Origin of the sequence: Foetidibacter luteolus (assembly GCF_009650435.1) — a bacterium.
GTDB lineage: Bacteria > Bacteroidota > Bacteroidia > Chitinophagales > Chitinophagaceae > Foetidibacter > Foetidibacter luteolus.
On the sequence record NZ_VVIP01000095.1, the window covers coordinates 20246 to 44381 of the forward strand.

The 24136-nt window shown below is 44.7% G+C and carries 15 protein-coding genes; 2 read left to right on the forward strand and 13 right to left on the reverse strand.

Annotated elements, in window-relative coordinates:
• Positions 1 to 5: 5 nt before the first annotated feature.
• From F0364_RS28460 to F0364_RS28500, 9 genes are all read right to left on the reverse strand, one after another.
• The gene (locus F0364_RS28460) at positions 6 to 1286 is read right to left on the reverse strand and encodes an OmpA family protein (protein ID WP_207632937.1); all 1281 of its coding nucleotides are present in this window, start codon (positions 1284 to 1286) and stop codon (positions 6 to 8) included.
• A gap of 334 nt (positions 1287 to 1620) precedes the next feature.
• On the reverse strand, positions 1621 to 2280 hold the full coding sequence (locus F0364_RS28465) for a GNAT family N-acetyltransferase (RefSeq protein WP_153801226.1): 660 nt from the start codon (positions 2278 to 2280) through the stop codon (positions 1621 to 1623).
• Between the two features lie 9 nt (positions 2281 to 2289).
• Positions 2290 to 3654 (reverse strand): Na+/H+ antiporter NhaC family protein, encoded by a 1365-nt coding sequence (locus F0364_RS28470; RefSeq protein ID WP_153801227.1) that lies wholly within the window; start codon positions 3652 to 3654, stop codon positions 2290 to 2292.
• Between the two features lie 123 nt (positions 3655 to 3777).
• Positions 3778 to 5208 (reverse strand): NAD-dependent succinate-semialdehyde dehydrogenase, encoded by a 1431-nt coding sequence (locus tag F0364_RS28475; RefSeq protein WP_153801228.1) that lies wholly within the window; start codon positions 5206 to 5208, stop codon positions 3778 to 3780.
• Between the two features lie 79 nt (positions 5209 to 5287).
• Positions 5288 to 6589, reverse strand: a complete 1302-nt coding sequence (locus F0364_RS28480; protein WP_153801229.1) for an aspartate aminotransferase family protein — start codon at positions 6587 to 6589, stop codon at positions 5288 to 5290.
• Between the two features lie 438 nt (positions 6590 to 7027).
• Positions 7028 to 8389 carry an NAD-dependent succinate-semialdehyde dehydrogenase gene (locus F0364_RS28485; RefSeq protein WP_153801230.1) on the reverse strand — a complete coding sequence of 454 codons (1362 nt, stop codon included), beginning with the start codon at positions 8387 to 8389 and terminating at the stop codon, positions 7028 to 7030.
• Positions 8390 to 8467: 78 nt separating this feature from the next.
• Complete coding sequence (locus F0364_RS28490; RefSeq protein WP_153801231.1) at positions 8468 to 10045, reverse strand: flavin monoamine oxidase family protein; 1578 nt, start codon at positions 10043 to 10045, stop codon at positions 8468 to 8470.
• Positions 10046 to 10117: 72 nt separating this feature from the next.
• Positions 10118 to 11461, reverse strand: coding sequence for a RagB/SusD family nutrient uptake outer membrane protein (locus tag F0364_RS28495; protein WP_207632938.1), 1344 nt, complete (start codon positions 11459 to 11461; stop codon positions 10118 to 10120).
• 223 nt (positions 11462 to 11684) lie between these two features.
• Positions 11685 to 14786, reverse strand: a complete 3102-nt coding sequence (locus F0364_RS28500) for a SusC/RagA family TonB-linked outer membrane protein (RefSeq protein WP_153801233.1) — start codon at positions 14784 to 14786, stop codon at positions 11685 to 11687.
• 93 nt (positions 14787 to 14879) lie between these two features.
• Between F0364_RS28500 and F0364_RS28505 the strand changes: the two genes are divergently transcribed.
• Positions 14880 to 15233 (forward strand): hypothetical protein, encoded by a 354-nt coding sequence (locus F0364_RS28505; protein ID WP_153801234.1) that lies wholly within the window; start codon positions 14880 to 14882, stop codon positions 15231 to 15233.
• A gap of 100 nt (positions 15234 to 15333) precedes the next feature.
• On the opposite strand, the gene F0364_RS28510 is transcribed toward F0364_RS28505, so the two are convergent.
• Together F0364_RS28510 and F0364_RS28515 are read right to left on the reverse strand one after the other, a co-directional pair.
• Positions 15334 to 15774: a hypothetical protein gene (locus tag F0364_RS28510; RefSeq protein WP_153801235.1), complete on the reverse strand. Its 441-nt coding sequence runs from the start codon at positions 15772 to 15774 to the stop codon at positions 15334 to 15336.
• A gap of 417 nt (positions 15775 to 16191) precedes the next feature.
• Positions 16192 to 18579: an ABC transporter permease gene (locus tag F0364_RS28515; RefSeq protein WP_153801236.1), complete on the reverse strand. Its 2388-nt coding sequence runs from the start codon at positions 18577 to 18579 to the stop codon at positions 16192 to 16194.
• A gap of 649 nt (positions 18580 to 19228) precedes the next feature.
• Between F0364_RS28515 and F0364_RS28520 the strand changes: the two genes are divergently transcribed.
• The gene (locus F0364_RS28520; protein WP_153801237.1) at positions 19229 to 19708 is read left to right on the forward strand and encodes an RDD family protein; all 480 of its coding nucleotides are present in this window, start codon (positions 19229 to 19231) and stop codon (positions 19706 to 19708) included.
• A gap of 193 nt (positions 19709 to 19901) precedes the next feature.
• Here F0364_RS28520 and F0364_RS28525 read toward each other — a convergent pair whose 3' ends face one another.
• Together F0364_RS28525 and F0364_RS28530 are read right to left on the reverse strand one after the other, a co-directional pair.
• Positions 19902 to 22286: an ABC transporter permease gene (locus F0364_RS28525; RefSeq protein ID WP_153801238.1), complete on the reverse strand. Its 2385-nt coding sequence runs from the start codon at positions 22284 to 22286 to the stop codon at positions 19902 to 19904.
• A 337-nt stretch (positions 22287 to 22623) separates the two neighbouring features.
• Positions 22624 to 23784, reverse strand: a complete 1161-nt coding sequence (locus tag F0364_RS28530) for a DmpA family aminopeptidase (protein ID WP_153801239.1) — start codon at positions 23782 to 23784, stop codon at positions 22624 to 22626.
• Positions 23785 to 24136: the final 352 nt, after the last annotated feature.

Sequence of the window (24136 nt, forward strand, 5' to 3'; positions counted from 1 at the left end):
TCTCGTTAATTATTCTCGATTTCTAAATCATTTAAGTCAAATTGTTTTAAATTCTCTATATCTTTTTTCCTGATTTTATATTTTTTATAGTGTCCGCAAGTGTATTTTTTACGGAATGGGATAAACATAAAATAGGACATATCGTATTCGGCGCCTAAAGTTTTTATTTTTTTCCAACCATGAGCAAACACATCAACGGGTATATTTTTTAGTATAATTGTATCCCTATTGGATATAAATGTAAGTCTGTGGAAAAAAGCATTATTATAGTTTTCTGTTATTCTCTTACTATTTATAGGTTTTACCTCTATCAATGAATCAAAATAAGTAGAACTGCTCCTTAAATTATATGAATATGATAAAATTGAAATATCATTTTTCGCATAAAGTGTTATGGGGTGTGTACATCTATTATCTGTTCCACAATTTATAGTCCCGGGGCAATAAACATCAGCTTTATAGTAAATTGAGTCACCAAATTTAGCTTTGCCGAAAGATAACTTAATAGAGCCCTGTTTGCTTTTTCTTTTCTGCGAATACTTAATTCCATTTTTTAGCCCGATAGCTTCGTAATAAGGTATATAAAGTTTTAAGGAATTTTCAAAACAACTATCTGTACATGAAATCACAGAAAATTGATACTGCGGTTCATAACTTATAATTTTCCTGTAATTTTTAAAACCAATATGTTTTTTTAACCAATTTTCTTCAACATAAAACTTATAAAAAAGAAGCTTTTTTACTCTCAAACAGTTTTTATTCTTGTTCCAATCTTGCTTAGATAATATAAGCTTAAATCCATTTTCCAAAGTAACGGATGTATCTTCATTATCTCTTGTGGCAATTAATTCTTTTTGAACTTCAATAAATTTTTCGTCATGTTTTTTTTGAAACACTACTAAAACTTCAACCCGTCTATTCTTAGCCTTTTCTAATGGTGCCGTATTTGCTACAAGTGGTTGTTCTTCACCCATTGCTTGCAGGCTTAATAAAGATTCCTTAATCCCTTTTTCTACAAGGAACTTTTTTACGGAAAGGCTTCTTTTCATTGAAAGTTGTTGATTATAACTACTATCTGCATCACTATCGGTGTGTCCGTTGATGTAAATTAAATAATTATCTTTCCCACTAAGTGTATCACAAATAAGGGATAAGATTTGTTTATTTTTTTGTGTTATCTCAAATTTATTTCTTTCAAAACGTAGTTGATAAATTAAGCTACTATTCTGCCCGAAAATCATAAATGGTTTAAAAAAAAGACAAAGCACAATCAGCTTCTTACTCATAAACATGACACTTTTTCTGTTCTTAAACCAAATTTATAAATCCAGTAATTTTTCTCATAATGAAATTGGAATCTTTATCCAACGGTGACGCATACCTACTAACGTGCCACCCGATGGGGCTTTTGTGACTTATACAAAAGCCAGGAAACAGCACAATCCAGTTTGCGGATTTTCTCCTCTGAACTGCAAGTACCCATTATTTCCCAGGCCTGCTGCACCATGCTGCATATAGTTCCGGACGTACAAGTGAGTGACACAACCGGCGCTTAATAGTAGCAATGCAGCTAAGTACCAAATTATTGCGATTGTTGTGCAAAGCACAACATATACCAGCTTATGGCTCCTTATCTATATCCAGCTTAATCAACACGCCATAGTTACCACAGGTGGGGTCGTTTAAATAATCCGGTATCAGGGCGATTGGCTCAAAGCCCACTTTCATTTGCGCTGATACGGTAGGGTCTTTTCGCTTGCCTGCAAGCAACTCCTGGTAGTATTGTTCCCCGCTCATTTCATTGCTTACTGCACCATACCCGTTCATCATGCCTACGGTAACCTGGCCTTTAAGCCCCAGTTGCCTGGCTACATAGTGCCTTGCCCGGTACAGCTCCCGGGCCAAACCCATGCCACGGTATTTGGGGTGAACACCTACATCAAGACCATACAACCAATCTCCACCAGGCTCGTGACGTGTAAGCCAGCCACCTGCAATGGTCTCCTTAAACGTATGATAGTAATCTGTAAAATCAAAATTACTGCGCATCGTGGTGGTCATGCCAACCACCTTATCGCTGTCTGTTATCACAAACTGCCCTTCCGGAAAAACATCCAGGTGGCGCAGGTAATGCGGCGCTTTTATTAATTCATCTTCCGCCAGGTCAGGGAACACAATGCGCTGCAGCGCTTCAAGCTGCTGTGCGTGATAAGGCTGCATGTGCTGCACCAGCAGCCCGCCCGGCAATACTTTGCGATAAGTAATGATTTCTGTTGTCATATTGCACTTTTAAGCCATGGCAAAACCCAATGCGATATAAATAACACAAGACAGCGTAAAGGATATTAACGCAAATGGCAATTGTGTAATGGCATGTTCGTAATTGTTGCACTCGGTACCCTGCGCTGCCAATATGGTAGCATCGCTGTAAAAACAGGCATGCGCACCAAAAGCGCCTGCACTTATTACAGCGCCTATACATAACCACATATTGCACTGCAACGCCTGCGCCAACGGCACTACCAATGGTATGGCGATAGCGTACAGGCCCCACGAGTTACCGGTAGAAAAAGCAATAGCGCCCAGCGAAATAAAGATGGCCAGGGGTAACCATTGTTTGCTTACGATGGGCTGCACTACCTGTATTACATATTGAGTGAGCCCCATTTCGTCGCCCAGGTTTTTCAGCAGGTAAGAAAGAAGTAACAGCACCAATGCAAACAACATACTCTTCATGCCTTCTATGGCGGATTCGGACAGCATTTTAAAACTGGCCACTTTCTTAAAAACGAAATAAAATATGGTGAATACCAACGCTGTTATAATTCCTTTTAACGCATCCAGATCAAACAACACAGTGCATAACAGCAGCACGGCGGTTGGCAAAATAAGGTACCAGATGCTGCCCTGTTTTAAGGCATCAAAAGGAGCCACATCTACCTTAAATTCTTCTGAGTTGTCGGGTATCAATTGCCGGGTGGTAGCTGCACGGTGATTGGCCCTCTTCATTTTGCCGATGATGGGTATTATACCTACAATTACTAATGGCACCACCAGGAACTGCACCCAGCCGTACGAGATAAACGGAATAATATTCAGGTAGGAATGTATACCCTTGCCTGCAGGCACAACATTGCTTTGCTCCAACAGCTTGCCAATAAATATCACCCAGGTAGAAATAGGCACTATCACACAAACCGGCACCGCGGTTGAGCTAACCACGAAGGCAAGCATTTCCCGGGGTATATTGTAGTGGTCTGTAATTTTTTTCATGGTGTTGCCCGAGGTAAGCGCATTAAGGTAATCGTCCACAAACAGGCAGCTAGCAAACAGCCAGGTAGCCAGCAATGACTTTTTCCTGTTACCTACAAACCGCAACATATAATGACCGAAAGCAGACACGCCGCCACTGCGTATCATCAGTTGTATCAAAGCGCCGTACAGGCTGCAAACGATAATTACCCACACCATCAGATCATTCTGCATCACTTTAGTAAACGAAGCAATAATGGCATCAAAGAACCCCCAACCGGCAACAATAATGTAACCCACTACACATGCGATAATCAACGGCTCTAATGAGAGGCGGGTACGTATTGCAATCAATACAGCGATTAGGGGCGGTACCAATGAAATAATGCCGTAATGATGCATGCAGTTTTATTATTTTAGTAATGTGGGACCTCACCCCAACCCCTCTCCAAAGGAGAGGGGCAAACCCAAAACTCATAAGAATATTATATCATCTCAGCCGGAAAAATTTGACTACAATCGTAGCTACAGACCGCCAATGCTGATTAGTTTTTTCTCCATATACTCATACATGCCTTCACTGCCGCTCTCATGTCCCTGGCCGCTTTGTTTCCAGCCGCCGAATGGAGATTCAGTACCATGTGGCGCCCATTCATTGATGCCGATAATGCCAAACTCCAAACGCTCCGATGCATGAATGGCCGTTTTAAGGTTGTTGGTAAATACATACGCGGCCAGGCCGTACTCTGTATCATTGGCTTTGACTATAGCATCCTCCAAATCTTCAAATGAAAATAATGGCAGCACGGGCCCAAATATTTCCTGTTTTGCCAATACAGAAGATTGCTGCAAATCAGCTACTACAGCAGGTTGCAAAAAATAACCTTTCTGCATATTCTCCGGTGTGTGCCCGCCTGTAAGTATGTTAGCGTTCTCCTGCCTGGTTTCCTCTAAAAGTTTCTCTACCGATTCTTTTTGTTTTTTTGTAATCAGCGGGCCGACATGCACACCTTCCTCAAAACCATTACCTACTTTCAATTGTGATACATGTTTTGTTACCGTGTCGCAGAACTGCTGGTATATGTTTTTATGTATATAAAAACGTTGTGGCGCTATGCATACCTGGCCATTGTTCCTGAACCTTGCTATGGAGGTTACTTTGGCCAGCGCATCTACATCCACATCGTCAAAGATTAATACAGGTGCATTGCCGCCTAATTCCAGTGACAGTTTGGTATATGTTTTTGAAGCGCCATCCATTAAAATTTTACCAACCCTTGTACTGCCGGTAAAGCTTATTTTTTTCAACAAAGGATTTTGCAGCATTGCTTCACCTATGGCTGCCGCATCGCCCACTATTACATTCACTACCCCTTCAGGCAAGCCACTTTTCATTAATGCTTCTGCCAGGTGAAATGCCGATAAGGGCGTGTTCTCCGATGGTTTGGCAACTATGGTGCAACCCGCGGCCAATGCAGCAGCCCAGGCCCGGGCAGGGTTGTACGCCGGAAAATTCCATGCGGTTATTACACCAATTACACCCATCGGCTGCCAAATAACAGAACTGCGTTTATCAGGCCTGTTGGTAGGAATAGTTTTTCCGTAGGAGCGTTTGGCTTCTTCGGCATACCATTCAAACAGGTTCGCGGCTACCGTCCACTCCCCTTTCGCTTCGGCCAAAGGTTTGCCACTTTCCACAACCATATCTTTAGCAAACACGTCCAGGTTGGCACGCATGTAATCGGCGGCCTTTTTTAGTATGGCTGCCCGCTGGTAAGGCGTGGTTTTACCCCATGCTTGAAAGGCGGCATGTGCTGCTTCAACAGCAACATTGCAATCCTCCTGGTTACCATTGCTTATGTTGGCAATCTCCTCTTCCGTAGCAGGGTTAATCAGCGAATAAGTGACCCCATCTTTCGCATCTACCCATTGGTTATTGATGAATAGCTGATTCATATGGTGAATAGTGAATGGTCAATGGTGAATTAATATCTTTTAAACGCTCCGAAGTCATCTTCCTCTGGAGAGTGTGAGGTCAACTTCCGGTCAACTCTTTCAAACCGTTTTCAATAATATCCAGGCCTTTATTTAGCATATCTTCTTCTATTATTAACGGACTCAATACCCTTATACAGTTGCCATTTACGCCTGCGCTTATTACAATCAATCCATGTTCAGCGCAATAAGCAATCAGCTTCTTACACAGTTCCCCATCCGGCTTAAACGGGTCATTGTTTTTCACCAGTTCAAATGCCATCATGGCTCCTAATCCACGCACATCACCAATGCAGGGAAACTGTTGCTTCATAGCATCGAAGCGTTGCCGTACAATAGCGCCTACTTTTTCGCCCAGTGTATTAATGTCAATCTCTTCCATGTATTGTATCGTCGCCAAAGCAGCCGCACAACATACAGGATTGCCGGGGTAAGTACCACCAATAGTGGAGGGCTTGCAGGCATCCATCATCTCAGCCCTGCCTATTACCGCACCTATAGGCATACCGCTGCCCATACTCTTGGCCCAGGTTGAAATATCAGGAATTACATCGTAGTGCTGGTAAGCAGCCCATTTACCCGTTCTGCCAAAACCACTTTGCACTTCGTCCAGTATCAACAGAATACCATGTTTGTCACACAAAGCCCGAAGTCCCTCCAGGTATTTTTTTGGCACTACATTAAAGCCACCCTCACCTTGTACAGGTTCTATGATAATCGCTGCCACTTCCTGCGCCGGCACATGCGTGTTAAAAAAGTTTTCCAACTCCCTTAATTGTTCATCAGAAAAATCGTCAAGTTTAAAACCATTACCATACCTGTAATAGTCAGGAAAAGGTATACGATATACTTCCGGTGCAAAAGGGCCACAGCCCAGTTTGTATCCTACTTTGCTCGTCAATGTCATAGCCATCATAGTGCGGCCATGAAATGCATTACCGTAGCAGATAATGGCCTGCCTGCCCGTAGCCTGGCGTGCAATCTTGATAGCGTTCTCCACACTTTCCGCACCGGAATTGGTTAGCATCACCTTCGTTTGTTCCCCATGCGGAAACAGCGTTGCCAGCTTTTCAGCCAGTTGCATATACAGGTCGTAGCTTGCTACATTAAAGCTGCAGTGTATCATTTTTGCTGCCTGCTCCGCTATGGCTTTCACCACCGGCTCAGGACAATGTCCTGCATTTACCACACCAATGCCGCCGGCAAAATCAATCATTTGTTTTCCTTCCGCATCAATGATAACCGCACCCTTTGCCGATACGGCGGTAGACGGGTTAAATATGCCAATCGCATTGGGCACAAACCGTTTGCGGCGTTCTAATATTTTTTGCGATTCATCCATCTGTACCACGATTTTATACTTGTTTTACTGATTCTCCCGGTTGCCTTCTACAGGCTCAGCCTGCCCACTCACGACTCACCATTCACCACTCACCATTCACGATTCACCATTCACGACTATAATACCAGCGACAGTATTTCATAGCATCTTCGTTGCGTCGCAATCCTTTCATCGGTTGGTTCTTTGGGCGGCTTTTCAGAACCGGGTAGTTTTACCAAAGCGTAGATAACATGCCGCACCTGCGGCGCTCTATAAATCCTATATGTCCCGCTTTTCTACTAACACGCAGCCCCTGCAGGACTTTCAGAATCCAACTGCTTTAAATCTTCCAGCTCCCCTGAATATTGAATACATCCTTTTTAAAAGATTGCCACGATTGAAATCCGGCAGCCTTCCCACACATCAACAGCCCGGCAACCAGCTACCTGTAACCCTGCTTTAGCGGTTCACAGCAATCGTCTTTGCATTTACAAATTCATGAATGCCCAGCTTACCTAATTCCCGGCCATAGCCTGATTTCTTAATACCACCGAATGGCAGCCTGGCATCACTTTTTACCAGCGTATTAATAAATACCGCGCCGGTAGTAATCTTTCTTGCCAGCGCAATGCCTTTGTCAATATCCTTTGTCCATATACTGCCGCCCAGTCCATACCGTGATTCATTGGCAACAGCAACGGCTTCTGCTTCATCTGCAACGCTAATCACTGAAGCCATCGGCCCAAAAGTTTCTTCATCAAACGCCGGCATACCTTCACGCACCTTTAGTAATAAGGTTGGCTGATAATTGCAACCGTTTACTTCACCTCCTATACTTAGCACAGCACCTTTAGTTAATGATGCCTGCATTTGCTTTTGTAATTGCTGCGCCAGGTCAAACCTTGCCATGGGCCCGGTTGTAATGCCCTGCTGCAGCGGGTTACCCTGCCTTAGCTTCTTTATCTGCGCTTCCACTTCGGTAACAAAGTCGCCCAGTGCATCCTTCAGCACAATAAACCGTTTGGCAGCAATACAGCTTTGGCCAGCATTCTGCATCCGGCTCTGCACGGCTGTCGCGGCGGCCTGCTTCATATCCGCATCTGGCAACACAATCAACGCGTCAGAACCACCCAACTCCATCACCTGCTTCTTAATGTGCTTACCCGCCAGCGATGCCACTGCACTTCCGGCCCCTTCACTTCCGGTTAATGTTACTGCCTGTACAATATCCGCAGCTATTATTTTTTCAACCTCCGGCGTATCTATGATGAGTGTTTGAAACACACCTTCTTCAGCACCAGCTTCCAGGAATACCCTTTCAATAGCCAGCGCACAGCCCGTTACATTCGGTGCATGTTTAAGGAAAGTAACATTACCCGCCATCAACGTTGGCGCCGCGTAGCGGAACACCTGCCAGAAAGGAAAATTCCAGGGCATGATAGCCAGTACAGCGCCGATGGGTTGGTATGCAATCAAGCTTTTATAATAACCACCATCTACAATTTCATCCTGCAAAAAAGCTTCCCCATGTTCGGCGAAATACTCGCAGGTAACGGCGCATTTCTCCACTTCCGCTTTGGCTTCGGCTAACACTTTACCCATTTCATGCGTAATAGTGTCTGCGAATTCATCCACATCTTTCCTAAGTATCTGCGCTACTTTTTTCAACACATCAGCCCTTGCAGCAAAGCTTAGGTTAGACCAATGCTTATAGGCTTTCTCCGACTTATTTATCCTGTCATCCAGTTCAGCGTCATCCATGAGTTCAAACTCATCTACCAGCGACTGGTCGTAAGGGAATATTGATTTAAAGACTGACATAATTTTTTTATTCAATGTCTGCAATAGTCAGGCCGTTTAGTGTACCATGCTGTACTAAGCCCCGCTTACCGTAACCTATCAGGAAGCCATTCGTTTTCTCAGCCTGCCAGGCTTTAACTGCAGCACAATTGCTTCAGCCGCCAACCTGCCCGTTTTTGCCGCGCCGTTCATATAGCCCTGAAAGTCTGCGCTTACATGCTCGCCGGCGAAAAATATATTGCCTACAGGCGTTGCCTCCCAACCGGCCAATGTGCTCCACTGCCCTGCCTTTAGCGATGTGTACCCACCCTGGCTGAAGGGGTTTTTCTGCCAGCAATACTTGATATTCCTGCCAGTATATGCCTTTGCTACGCCCGGGTAGATATCGTCCAGCGATTTGATGAAGTCCACAGCCAAATGTTTCTGGTCAACATCAAAAACATGCGTCGCAAAATCTCCCCCGCCGAATACGGTAAAACTTCCCTGCTGTTTGGTTTGCATGTGGCTGCTATCCCAGCCACAACCGAAAGACAAATCATTAAACGTATACCCTTGCTTTTGTTCGTTGCGCCAGGGTTTACTGCTTACCCCCATCACAAATTTGCAACTGTTGCCATAGCCCAACTCATCAATGCATTTTCGTTTTTCCGCAGGCATATCAACATCAAATGATATTTTTCTAAGCACTGAAAATGGTATAGCCAATACAACGTAATCAGCCATTACATTGATGGTTTCGCCGTTGGCGGATGTTTCAAAAGAAAGTCTGTACTGTTCACCGTCTTTTTTAACGGCGGTAAGCTTATGCCTGAACAAGACTTGCTGCTTCACTTTTGCAAACACTGCATCTGCGAGGTTTTGGCTGCCGCCTTTTATCTTCAGCACTTCGTGTTCATCTCCAAAAAGACTATAGTCAGCATTCTCTGCAGAAGGCTCGCTGAACATGACAAGAAAATTAATCAGCGATTGTTCTGATGCTTCCATGCCATACTCTCTTGTCATTACCACGTTTATTAAATCATACATCCACCCGCTGATACCTATTTCCTGCAGGTAGCCTGTAATGGTTTGCTCATCCAGGTGCCTGAAAGAAGCGGCAGTGGTATAATTCAGTACTTCCGGAAGGGATTTAATGTCCTGTTCAATCCGTTTCACAAAAGGTTTAAATGCATTTGTCAGCTCGTCTTTCTCGAGGAATTTGTTACCGAAATAATAGGCATGAGAATCGAGTTTATCCGTTCTCAGATCGTAGAAAGAGACGCCCAATTCGTTGGCCAGGCTTAGCACATCTTCATGCGTAGTATCTACAAATTCTCCGCCTATGTCTGTGGTAACACCCGCACCAAACTCGTTCTTCATCGTAAACATTCGCCCCCCGCTTCTTGGCGCTGCTTCATAAACTGTGGCGCTGATACCTGCTTTTTTTAGCTGGTAAGCCGCATTTAAACCGGCTATACCCGCACCAACGATTACGATATTCTTTTTTTTAGCCTGCGCTGTTAAAAGCCCCGGCGCCAACATTCCACCCGCTGTTACCAGGGCGGCCTGCTTAATAAATTTTCTACGGCTTTCATCATAAGCACCTGTTTGACGCAGAGCATGATGATAAGCATTACGCAGTAAGTTTGATAACGGGTATCGCATAAGTATTGAATCCAGGTAAAACCTGCGATTCATGTATGTTTTTTGTTAGTATAAAGCGCCTCACCCCAACCCCTCTCCGCCCGGAGAGGGACTTAAAACCCCAACTCAGTAGCCCGGGTTTTGCTCCACCACCCCGCTGGTAGCCGCGATTTCCCTTTGCGGTATGGGCATGATGGATTGCACATCCGCGCCGAGAAACTCTTCCACTTTTCCTAAGCGGGCAAGGTCGAATAAACGATGACCTTCAAAGTTTAATTCGGCCCGCCTCTCTTCCAGCACCGCGTTGATGAACAGCGCATCCGTTGTAAGAGAACCGCTGCTCAAAGCAGGCAGGCCCCGGTGTGCACGCAGTGTATTTAAATCTGCCAGGCCTTGTACACGGCCCCTTGCTTCCGCACGTATAAGGTACATTTCCGCAAGCCTGATAACGTAGGCTGAATTATCCTTCGTGGTTTCGCCACGGTATTTTTCCGTACGTCCATCCGGCTGGATGCTTACATCCACATTTTCATAATCCAGCAAAGCGGCACGGGCATCATCTTCCCTGTCTTCAAAAAAAGTATTTAAATCGGCATTGGCGAGGAAGATAACTTCAGAACGCAACGCGTCAGGACGCTGATAGGTGGCGGTGTTATAGGTGCTGGTATTCTGCGGATCGAATTTCAGTTCGAAAACAGATTCCGGCGTTAATTTCTCAGTATAGATTTTGGTGAAATTTTCCGCATCAAAAAGCTCGAAATTGCTGTCATCAATTACTTCGGTTGCCATGGCCGCGGCTTTGGCCTTATCGCCATAATAGAGATACACCCTAGCCAATAAAGCCCTGGCGGCAGATACGGAAACGTATTGATTCCCGTTAAATGTGTTGAGTTGGGAAACAGCCTCTTCCAAATCGCTGATGATTTGCTGGTAGGAGGCATCCACCGTACTTCTTGCTACAGCGTCTTTCGGTTTATCTGAACTTGTAACGATAGAAATACCGTAAGGTGATGATTTATCCCAATGCTCGCCATACATGCGCAACAGATCGAAGTTGCAGAGGGCACGCACAAAAAATGCTTCACCAAGAATATTGTTTTTTTCTTCATCATCTATGCCGGGCACTGCTTCCGCATTGTTGATGATTTTGTTAGCGGTATAAATGCTGTTGTAAATAGCGTTGTATGTATTCTGAACATAGATATTGGCAGTACCTACCGTTCTTGCGGCAATATCGTTGAGGTCAATAACATCGTAGCCACCTGTTGTGCCGTTATCGGTATAGCACTCCGCCAGCAGTGGAAAGTAAGCTCCGTAGTAGTTGCGGTCCTGCAGGGTGTTGTACATGCCTACCCTGGCATTACGCAGACCGGCAGCAGAAGTGAATACATCTTCATCTTCTACTTCATTTGGGGAAACTACATCGAGTATTTTACTGCAGGAAGTAAAGGTTGCTATAATTACAATCAAAGCTGCGTACGCAGCTTTTCTGCTCACGCAAAGACGCAAAGGCGCAAAGATTTTGGTATTAAGTTTCGCCCGGTTGCCGCACATTGCTGCGTATTGTTCGGGACGTACAAGTGAGTGACACAACCACTGTTGATAGTAGCTGTGCAGTTGGTCCCAAAAAAATTTCCCTGTACGTATGATAAGTGAAAAAATTATGTTGATATAATGGTTCATAGCTGGCATTTTAAAAGTTAAAGTTTACTCCGAACGTGATGGTGCGGGCCTGCGGATAAGCAGCATAATCAACACCGGCAACGGTTTCGGCATCGCCACCGTTGGAACTCACTTCGGGATCGAAGCCATAATACTTAGTGCCAACCCACAGGTTTTGCGCCTGCGCATACACCCTTAACGACTTATAAAACGTGGCAGCCTTGGGCCTGAAGGTGTAGCCAAGGTTAACCGTACGTACTCGGAAGAAAGAAGCGTTTTCTATGAACTGCGAAGAGTTTTGCAGGTAGTTGCTAAACACCAGCGAAGCACGTGGAATATCGGTAACATCACCGGGCTTCATCCAGCGTTTGTTAACAACAGCGGCGTTATTGGCATATACCTGGTATAGGTCTCCGTTTTCATCCCAACCGGCATCGCTCCAGCCAACAGTTTGATACGTAGAGCGGATAAGGTTATACACTTTGTTGCCAAGACTGAATTGCGTGGATATGGAAAGGTCCCAGTTTTTGTACCGGAAGTCGTTTGACCAGCCTCCGAACCAATCCGGCGTTGCCTTACCAAGTACTTGTTGATCGGCATCATCTATTGCGCCGTCTTTATTAAGATCTTCAAACGTGGGGTCGCCGGTTTGGGGGTCGACGCCGGTATATTTAACGCCCCAGAAAGAGCCTACAGCCTCTCCCACCTTCAGGATATGCGTGGGGAACAAATCTGTATATGCGCTAACCAGCTCATTATCGCTGTACAGTTCCTTAATCTCGTTTTTAATATAGCTAACGTTAAAGGCGGTATTCCATGTAAAGGCTTTTGATTTAACAACCGCGGCATTCAGAGAAAACTCTACGCCCGTGTTTTGTATGTCGCCTGCATTGATTGTAAGTGAAGAAAAACCTGAAGTAGCAGGCAGGGGCGCCTGCGTTAACAGCTTGGTGCGGTTGGCTTTAAAGAATTCAACAGAACCACTGAACCTGCCATTGTTTATTTCGTAATCAGCACCAATGTTCAGCATTTTGTTGCGCTGCCAGGTTAATTCGCTGTTGCCTATGTTGCGTGGACGTAAGCCAGCTACACCATCGTAGCGGCCGGGCGTCCAGTAATTCTTGTATTGAAAGTCTCCAATTTCCTGGTCGCCGGTAAGCCCGTAGCTGGCACGAAGTTTTAAACTGGTAAGCCATTTTGAACCAGCCAGGAATTCTTCTTTTGTAATTACCCAGCCTGCAGAAAACGCGGGGAATACGCCCCACCTGCCGGATGGATCGAAACGTGAAGAACCATCATAACGGCCACTTACTGAAAACAGGTATTTGCCATCATAATCATAATTGGCCCTGCCCAGCAGCGATACGATTCCCCAGCCGTAGTTTAATGCTGTAGCGCCGGTGATGGTGGATGCACTTGAAATGTTCTGCAACCCGCTGCCCTGAGGAAAGCCCTGTGCACGGATAGACGATTTTTCGTAGCGGGATGACTGTACGGTAAAACCGCCGATAGCGGAAAGATGACTTTTACTGCCGATATCTGTTGAATAGCTCAGGATATTTTCATTGAGCCAGGTAGTATTGCGGAAGAATGCTTTTACCGCTTTACCCCCCACCGTTTCCGCGTCTGTGGTAATGGGGTCGAAGAACTGGTCGTCTGTAAGGTTGGTATAATCAGCGGTAAAAGAGGTTCTGAATTTTAGTTTCTTGGCCAGCATAATATCGGCAAATACAGTTCCTATAAAACGGTAGTTGCTGCTGAAAGCTTTAATTTCCTTTGCCGATTTTACCGGGTTGTCGCTCAGCCAGCTTGCCTGGTATTCGGTAAAATCACTGTAGGTACCATCATCATTATACACGGGTTCCAGCGGCGATGCACCGATGGCGTTGGTAACAACACCGGTATAAGTGTTGTCGTTAAAGCTGCGGCGGTTACGGGTATAGCTGAAAGCGGCATTGGCGCCGATGCTTACCCTGTCACTCACTTTGTTATCTACATTTAACCGGAACGAAGCACGTTTGAAAAAGTTTTCGATGACAATACCCGTTTGGTCAAAGTAGTTACCAGCTATAAAAAATCTTGTCTTATCGTTACCGCCCCTTGCGCTTAACTGTAAGTTGCTGATAGGCGCAGTGCGGAAGATTTCATTCAGCCAGTCGGTATTTACATTACTGTTCCAGCTATCGGGCAAAGGGTTGGTTAATACGGCGGGGTCAAAATCGGAAGGGAACAGAGAGGGGTCTGACTGGTATAAAGCCAGGTCTTGCTTACGGGCATCTTCTGTAAGCGCCACAAATTCCTTACTGCTCAGAAAAGGAATTTTACGGGCCACTTTCTGTATGCCGCTAAAGCTGTTAAAGCTGAACTCTGTTTTGGCGTTGCGGCCACGCTTGGTGGTAATCAGCACTACGCCATTGGCCGCACGGGCGCCATAAATAGAGGCAGATGAAGCGTCTTTGAGTATTTCTATGGACTCGATATCATCCGGATTAATATCGCTGATAGAGCTGAGGTTCTGGCCGCTGCCTACCTCCTCTCCTTCTATATTATAAGAAGTTGACAAAGCTGAATTACTTTCACTGATCATCGGTACGCCATCCACTACATACAACGGATTGTTGGAACCACGTACGCTTACTAATAAACCTGCACCGGGCGTTCCGGATGGTGAGCTTACCAGTATGCCGGCTACCTTACCCTGTATGCTCTGCGCCACATTGCTTACAGGCTGGTCTTTAAAATCTTTGTTGCGGATGGAGGAAATGGCGCCGGTAATATCACTTTTCTTTTGTGTGCCGTAGCCAACTACCACAACTTCGTTTAACTGGCTGCGGCTTTCTTCCAGTACTATATCCAGTGTTGCCTGCCCATTGAGCGGTACTGATTTGGAAGCGAAGCCCACAAAGGAAAACTCGAGTGTAGCGGAGGATGAAGGTACGGTTATAGAAAACGTCCCGTCGTCTGCGGTGGTGGCGCCCTGTGATGTACCTTTTACCAGTACCGAAGCGCCGGAGACGGGTTTTCCGGACGCGTCTTTAACTGTTCCTTTTACCGTAAGTGATTGCGAAAAAACCAGTAGTGGCAACATAAGAACAGCCGCCAGCATCATACATAAGCGAATGGATTGGTTCATAAGCGGTTTGTTTGATTTTCAATGCCAAATGTTCAATACAGCAACCAGTAGCCGAAGACGGGAAACAAATATCAGCAAGTCAGACGAGTCAAAATGCTGGTCAAACTTATTTCTGAAAATAAAAATTTTCTGTTGATTTTCAGAATTTTATTTTGGTCAGATTGCAGTAAAATAAGCGGAGGAATTTTTTGGAGCCCGGCAGGAGGAATATCTATGATGCATCGTTGCGTCGCACTCTTGTACGATTTGTTCGCTATGCAGCATTACCCGCAGGATAAGTTTGCCTGTTCAATGTTCTTTTGTTCAAAGTTCAATGTTGGTGGTTCAGGAATTACAATGTGCAGAGGTATTGTTCAACCCCTTAGGGGTTGGGAATTTTGTTATCAAATGCCAACCCCGGATTTCATCCGGGGCTATTCACATTTAGCCCTGCGGGCTATTGCATAACGTATCGGTACTATAACATGCCGCTTCTGCTAGGCTTAATACTTATATCTGAAGGCAAGCACAGGGTGTTCCGTATGAACATATTTGATTTGGAATTGGCTCAAACCTTCTCCATCATCCAGCTACCGCCCACCGTGTAATGCTTTATCACCGGCCCATCAACATAAGAGTTTGTAATTTGCCAGGTGCCCTGCACGTAATATTTGCCGGTTAAAAACTTCTTCTTCAGGCGGCCGGTATAATATATGTTGGCCGGCGGATTGAAACTATTGGCCTGCAATTCGTTACGCTCGTTAATGATCACTTCGCATGAGTATCTTTTGATGAACTGCAATTCATCATTGTGGTAGCCGCCTTCAAGCGTTGCCGGGGCAAGGGACAATTCTATCGTAATATCATCTTCACAAATGCCTTTCAGCATACCATCTTCCATCCACAGGCTAATTCTGAAGGCTAACTTTTTATTCCTGAATGCAGGTGGATAGCTGTCATCATAATCCAGCCAGCCCATCCATTTTCCTTCAATCCGGTCGTTTAACATACCTGCAAAAGTATAGCCTGGCTGCTTGTAATTGGCTGCGGCAGGCTGCCCGGCCAATTAACCCTTGCTTAAATTTTCCGGGAGGCGGCAGCCGGCGCAGGGTATTTGGCAAAGAATTTTAGCCGGGCAGGCTACTGCTATTCTTTTATGCCTGCGCGTTCACCCTACGCTGCGGGAAAAGCTGCATAGCGAACAGAACGCACAAGAGTGCGACGCAAGTAAAGCCCAATGCCGGTTCTTCTGCCGGGACCATAAAAAAAGTCAATGAGTCAAAAAAGTCATGAAGTCAATGAGACATGAAGTCAATGAGACATGAAGTCAATGAGACATGAAGTCAATGAGTCATGAAGTCAATGAGACGTGAAGTCAATGAGTCAAAGAGGTCATGAATACAGTAAATACCATTAGTTAATTGAATTACTCTGTTCTTAAACTTTTTACGGGGTTCATCAACGCTGTTTTAACGGCCTGGAAGCTTACTGTTAACAATGTTATCAGCAAGGCGCCGGCACCGGCCAGGACAAACACCCACCACGATATACTTGTGCGGTAACTGTAATTAAGCAGCCACTCGTTCATAAAATACCAGGCAATGGGTACCGAGATAAGAAACGCGATAGACACAAGCCCCACAAATTCTTTAGACAGCAGGCTGCAAACATTTAATACCGATGCCCCCAGTACTTTGCGTATGCCTACTTCTTTTCTGCGCTGCTCTGCCACAAACGAAATAAGACCAAACAAGCCCAGGCAGGAAATAAAGATGGCCAGGGCGGTGAAAATACCAGACAGCGTACCTATGCGCTGCTCGTTGCCGAATTTCTGGTTATACTCATCGTCCACAAACTTGTATTCGAAAGGCTGTTCCGTATTGTATTTTTTAAAAATGGGTTCTATTTTACTGAGTGCACTTTTTGCGCTTACACCCGGCGCTATTTTGATGATAGCAACATTTCCCTGCAAACCATCAGACAAATTATAGAAGACAGGCTTGGGTGCATCGTAAGGAGATTCCATCACCATATCGTTTATAACACCTATTATCATAGAGGGCTTACCCCACCAGGTTACCGTTTGACCTACCGGGTTTTTTAAACCCATAAACCGTACGGCAGACTCATTTAAAATAAAAGCAGATGAATCTGTGGCAAAATCCCTTGAAAAATCACGCCCCTCTTTTATCTGCCACCCAACTGTTTTGCCATAATCAAGAGATGCCTGCACCACACCAAAATCTGTTGACAGGTTAGGATCTTTACCCGGCCAGCTAAAACCGCTTGTGCTGTTCCAAATGCCTGTTGTAGGACTTTCTGATTCTGCAACAGAAGCTACATTGCCTGTTTGCAGAAGCTCTTCTTTTACCGCATTAAAATGTTCGTGAATGGAGGGGTTTGTAAGAGGTATGGCAACCAGGTTGGCGCGGCTGTAACCTACCGGCCTGTCTTTTGCATATTGAATTTGCTTGTAAACAATTACGGTGCTTATCATCAACGCCACAGATACACTAAACTGAACAACTACCAGCGCCTTCCTGGGCAACGCTGCCAACCGGCCAGCCTTGAAGGTGCCTTTCAGCACTTTTACCGGCTTAAACGACGAGAGGTAAAAAGCAGGGTAGCTGCCCGCAACCAGCGCCGTAAATAACACAAAGCCTAAGGCCGCCAGCCAAAACCAGGTATTGCCCCAGGGCATGGTTAAAGTTTTGCCCGCTATTTCATTAAACGCCGCCAGGCTAAACCAGCTAAACAGCAACGCCAGTATAAACGCGAAAACAACAGTAAGCAAAGACTCACTGAAAAACTGCGCAACCAGTTGCCAGCGCAGCGAGCCTACTGTTTTGCGGATGCCCACTTCCCTTGCACGTTTCTCGCTTCTTGCCGTGCTAAGGTTCATAAAGTTGATGCATGCCAGCAGTAAAATAAAAACACCTATTACTGCAAACATTTTTACATACCTGATGGCGCCGCCTGTATTAACGCCGTCCTTATATTCGGAGTAAAGGTGCCAACGGCTCATGGGCAGCAGGAACAAAGCGGGTTTCTTTTTTTGCAGTTGTGCGTTTAATTTTTTCAGCTTAGCATCTTTGATGCGTGCTGATACCTTGTCAAAATCAGCATTATCACTTACCTGCGCAAACAAGCTGATGAAGTTGGGGCGCCAGGGGTCTTCCATATCCTTCAGATCGTTATTGGCATGATACCAATGATCCCAGGATGCAATAAAATCAAGGCCTGCCAGGGTTGAGTTCTTTGCAAAATCCTTGTACACGCCGGCTACCTTCAGCGGCTGGTCTTTTGCTACGTTGATAATTCTATTGATGGCGTCTTCACTGCCAAAATAAGCCTTTGCCGCGGAGGCGGAAATGAGCACTGACGAAGGATCGCCAAGCGCATTTCTTTTACCCTGCAGCATATCCAGCGAAAACATTTCCGGCATTTCTTTTTCAAAGAAACCGCCTTTGGCTTTTAGTTTTTTCTCTCCTATGCTTATAGTATGATCGCCCCAATTAACAGCCATGGCGATGTGCTTGAAATCGCTTCCATAATTCTTACGAAGTTCATCCGCCAAAGGATAGGGAACAGACCACCAGGTTTGGGTTTCTCCGTTGTTATTTAGATTTTGCAGCACACGGGCAATCCTGTCGTGGTTGGCAAACTGTTTGTCAAAAGACAGCTCGTCATACATCCAAAGGCTAATAAGAATGGCAACCGTCATTCCGATAGATAACCCCAGCACGTTAACCAGGGCATGCAGCCTGTCTTTAACCAGGCTGCGCCAGGCAGTTTTAAGAAATGTTCTAAACATGAAAAACGCGTTTTGCCAAACACAACCAAACACAAGCCATTTTTATAAATAGTTATTTGTCAATAAGTTAAGCTAAGCAGTTGCGTATGCGTTTGTCCGCAAATGTTATAAAACTGTACGGTTGCGATACAGGAAGAGGGATAAGAATTTTAATACCAGCGCCTGGTTTTTCATGGCATCGCCTGTTGCGTTGCAAACCGACGCAGGAGGTTCGCCAGCGCCAAATAAAATAAAAAAGCTGGCTGGCAATCACTTCATCGTTCTGTTCTTTGGGCGGCTTTTAAGAACCGGGTAGCTTAGGGCTTAAAGACTTGCAGGAAAAAAATTCTCTGGTTTCCGTACGAGAATTGGCGTGCCTAATTTAGGTGGCGCTTATACGTCTTTAAAACTGGAAAATTTAGGGATAATGCTTCATCAAAAGTTGAAAATTTGAATTAAAACAAAAAAGATAGTATTTTAGGTTTTCACTGATTTTTAGGTGACTATGAAAACAGTTGATTGAATTTATAAACCCGGTAGAAAACAAATTTTCTCTTAACTGTCAATTAGTTGAAGCCAATAAAAGTCTTGCACTTGCAATTGTGAACGTTCTAAAATAACATGCACACCAACCTTTTTTATATCAACCAATAAAACTAAACACGCTACTATGCATTCTGAAGAAACTACCCAACCTGATCTTCTTACGCCTGAATACGAATTGGTTCGGGCTTCTACCGGGCAACGGTTTGCCAATTACATTATTGATGTCATCTTTTTCTACGTGCTTTTTATAGTGCTGGGCGTTGTTATAGCGTTTACATCTCCGTCCATGCTGGAAGAGGTGGACAACAATTCTGTCGGTATCAATTTGATAGACCGTTTGATTTCATTGGTACTTTATGCGCTGTACATGGGTTTGATGGAAGGGCTTACTAAAGGCAGGTCATTAGGAAAACTGATAACAGGAACAAAAGCGGTAAATATGGACGGAAGTAAGATCTCCTTTGCCACAGCTTTTGCAAGAGGTTTTAGCCGGGCTGTACCTTTTTGTGTATTTAGTGCATTTGGCACTCCATGTAATCCATGGCAGGATAAATGGACAAATACGATGGTTATTGACATAAAAAAGTCCGTTGTATTGGCTTGATTTAACTGAATATATAACAATCGTCATCGTTTGCAGCATAGGTTAACCCTTAGGGTCTATTGTGCAATAAAAATCCATATTCCCTATCCTGCGGGCAAGCCGAATAGCGGATCCAACCGTGCAAGAGTGCGACGCAACGATGCCTCATGTCAGTTCCTGCTGCCGGGCCCATAAAAATTCCTGGCCTGTTATGTTACTCTGAGCGGAGCGATTTAACCGGGTTTACCATGGCGGCCTTTATAGCCTGGAAACTTACCGTTGCCAGGGTGATGAGCATGGAGGCAATGACCGCCAATACAAAAACATCGGCCCCGATGCTGATTTTATTTTCATAGTTCCTTAACCATTCGTGCATGCCATAATAAGCGATGGGCATGGCTATGGCACAGGCTATGATAACCAGTACAACAAAGTCCCTGGATAGCAGGTTCCATAAATTGAAGGCACTGGCGCCAAGTACTTTGCGCACACCTATTTCTTTTACCCTTTGTTCAGCAGTAAAAGAGGCCAGCCCGAAAAGGCCAAGGCAGGATATGAATATGGCAAGCACGGCTATAATGGCCGCAAGATTGCCAACAAGTTGTTCGTAATTGAATTTTTTGGCGTACTCCTCATCGGCAAACTGGTACTCGAACGGGTAAGCCGGGTTAAACCTTTCAAAAACGGGCTTTATAAGGCTGATGGCTTTTGATGCAGGCATGCCGGGGTTAAGCCGTACGTTGAGAAAACCTACCCAACCTTTATCGAAAATAATGGTTAAGGGAGAAATAGGGCGATAAGGCGATTCCATTTGTATATCAGGTATTACGCCCACTACTTTCATCTGACGGTCGTTCCATTTCAGCATTTCACCAACCGGGGTTTTAAGCCCCATACGTTTTACAGCAGCTTCGTTTAAGATAACAGAATTTGAATCCGCGAAATCCCGTGAGAAATCCCGCCCCTGCAAAAGTTTAATGCCCAGCGTTTTGGTGTAATCATAGTCTGTTGCGATGGTAGAAAACACCACCGTTTTTTCTATGGGCTGGCTGTTTTTCCACTCCCAGCCGTTGTTGTTGCTGTATATTTCAGATGGCGGGGAATTGCTTTTGCAAATGGACGCAACAGCTCCGGTGCTTAAGAGTTCCTGGCGGAAAGCCTCGTAGTTTTTCTCCATGTCATCAGACCAGTTGGCGGTAATTAAACCTTTATTATTAAACCCGATGGGTTGGTTTTTGCCGTATTGAATTTGCCGGTAAATAATAACTGTACCTATCATTAACACCACAGAACTGGCAAACTGCAGCACCACCAGTATTTTACGGGGCAGCACACTTTTTTTACCCGCCTTAAGGTTGCCTTTCAGTACCCGCACAGGGTTAAAGGAGGAGAGATAAAATGCCGGGTAACTACCAGCCAACAACCCAGTTAACAGCGTGAACAAAATCATTACGCCCCAGAAAACAGGGTTGCCTATCTGAAGGCTCATGTCTTTGTCAGTAAGCTTGTTGAAGAAAGGCAGGGCGAGCAGTACAAGCGCCAGCGCCACAACAAACGATAACACGGCTATGAGCATAGACTCGCTTAAAAACTGCCGGATAAGTTCCCTACGCCCCGAACCTATCGCCTTACGTACACCTACTTCTTTTGCCCTTTTTTCTGACCGGGCCGTGCTAAGGTTCATAAAATTAATGCATGCTATTACCAGCACAATAAGCCCCAGTATACCAAACATGCGCACATACTTGATAAAGCCCCCTGTGTTTTTTCCATTTTCAAAATCGCTGTACAGCCGCCATTTACCCATAGGGTGAACAAACACTTCGGGCCTGACGCTTTTAAGGGTATTCTCGTCACTGAAATGAGACAGCACCACGTTTTTTATTTTCGCATTTACCGATTGTTCCGTGGCATTACTGTTTAATTGTACAAACGCCTGCCAGGAATTGTTTGCCCAGTTTGTTTTATGGTACCGCTCTATGTAGCTGTAATTTTTTTCCAGCAAAATAAACGGCACCAGGTAATCAAATGTAAAAGAACTGTTCCTGGGTTGTTTTTCTGTAATGGCCGTAACCTTTACGCTAATGCTGTTATCCAGCTTTACCATTTTTCCCAGCGGGTCTTGCTTTCCAAATAAGGCAACGGCTGTTTCTTCTGTAAGCACTACGGAATAGGGCTCATGCAAAGGGTTTTTATCTCCCCGCAGAATCTTCAAAGAAAACAAGTCAACAGCCTGCTCCCCGGCAAAATGGCCATACCTGCTCATTTTTTTATCGCCATACATCAGGGAATGTCTCTGCCCCCAATCGCACATAACCACGTTTTTAAAGTCGGGGTATTTTGTTGTAAGCTCCTCGCCTATCGGATAAGGCAGCGCCTGTTGCGACCCCCGCTTTCCATCAAAGGTCTGGTGCATCATTACCTGGTAAATGGAGTTGTAATTTTTAAAATGCTTGTTTACGGAGACTTCATCGTATATCCACAAACCAATTGTCATGGCCACAGCCATGCCTGCCGCCAGCCCGGCAATATTGATAAAAGAATACACTTTATTCTTAATAAGATTACGCCAGGCAATAGTGAGATAACTTTTTATCATAAACAAAGGTTGAGATGGTGAACCGTTGGCTTGTGCCGGTTATACACGGCCAGTACGCTTTAGGTAGCAGCGCACAAAAAAAGTGCTTTCTTTCTTCCAACTGATTATCAATTCATTAAAGAGTAGGCATAACAGAAAACTGTTCGCTAACAGTACAATACTGCACGTTTTTGTTACAATAAAACGGTCTTTGGGTGCGGGATTTTAAGACGCGGCGGCACAAATGTAAGAGGAGGTAATCCGGGTCTTAAATGTTCGTACGCCTTATAATTCAACATAGGTTTTATGCTTCTCCTGCGGTACGCAACGAAAGCTTATGTACCAGGTGCTGTATCTTTTACTTTATCCTGCTATACTTTTTCAACAACTCAATAACCAGTTTATGAGGAAGCCCGTAAGCTTTGTTGCCATTTATTCCTTCCATTGTTACTGCCGCAACCATTGCATTGATGATAGCTTCTTCAACCGCCTGAACAGTTGCATTAAATAAAGGATTGATTAAATCATTTGGCAGTTCCTCAACTTTTGTAAAATTTTCTCTTTGAAAAGCTGATGTATTAGCCGTTGAAAACGCAATGAATATGTCGCCAGAACCATTTTCTCCCCGTCCCCCCACTATACCTACCCCAACCGGAACCCTTGCTGCAATCCTTTTTAACTGATGAGGCAATAAAGGTGCATCTGTTGCAACTACAACTATAATTGAGCCATCGCCTTCCTGCCTGTAAGAAGGTGCTGCCTTAAATTCATAGTTCATGGTGTCCTGCAATTCTTTTCCAATCGGTACTCCGGCAATAGTAAAATTCTTTTTGCTTCCAAAATTTGATTGCACCAGTACACCTACAGTATAAGTTGAATCCTTGATCTTTACAATCCTCGAAGATGTACCAGTACCACCTTTAAATCCTAAACACATCATTCCCGTTCCACCTCCAACATTGCCCTCTTTCAAAAATCCGGTTTTAGCGCTGTCCAGTGCCTCATAGGCATTGCTTTCCGTTACATGAAAACCATAAATATCGTTTAGAAAACCATCATAGGTTTCTGCAACAACAGGGTAAGTGTACCAAAAATCTTCTTTATACCAGCCTGTCTTTACAAACCATTTTAATACTGCATCCCTTACCACACCAACACTGTTGGTGTTTGTTATCATTATTGGTGTTTCCAAAAAGCCTGATTCCGTTATCCAGGTTGTGCCGGTCATTTCTCCGTTGCCATTAAATGAATACCAATTTGCAAAAACAGGATTGTTATTTCTGCCCCTTGGTAAAATAGCTGTAACCCCTGTTCTCACCGGCCCTTTGCCCCTGGTATTTTTCCCCTGCCCTGAAATGATGGTACTGTAACCAACTTCAACACCTTTCACATCTGTTATAGCGTTAAACTTGCCCGTTGTTCCGTTAAAAGGGATTCCAATATCCCTCGCCCTGGGTTGCTGTGCAAAGATGGATGGCTGAATAACAATGAGTAAACAGCTTAGTATCAAATGCTTCATTATTGTTGATTATTGGTTAGTTGTTGATAATATAGCAGCCAAAGTTGAGGCTTTGCTAAAGCGGTGCATTAAAGTTAATGCCGCACTTTAAAAAAGCCAATAGTTGATTTTTGGGGGTGCCCCCAAGCTGCGCAAGGGGTCGGGCTTTTCGCTACAAGTCCTCGCCACTCGTTCCTCGTGGCTGTGGGCTTTCCGCTTCAATCCCTCACCCGAAAGGCGGGTGCAGGTTACAAAGTGCTGGTTAAAAATACAAATGTTCTTAATTAATCAAATGTGCTATTAACGCTATTCAGCCTCAACTGACCGCAATACCATGCTGGTATCCTTCTGCGCAACACATTGGTTTTTATTT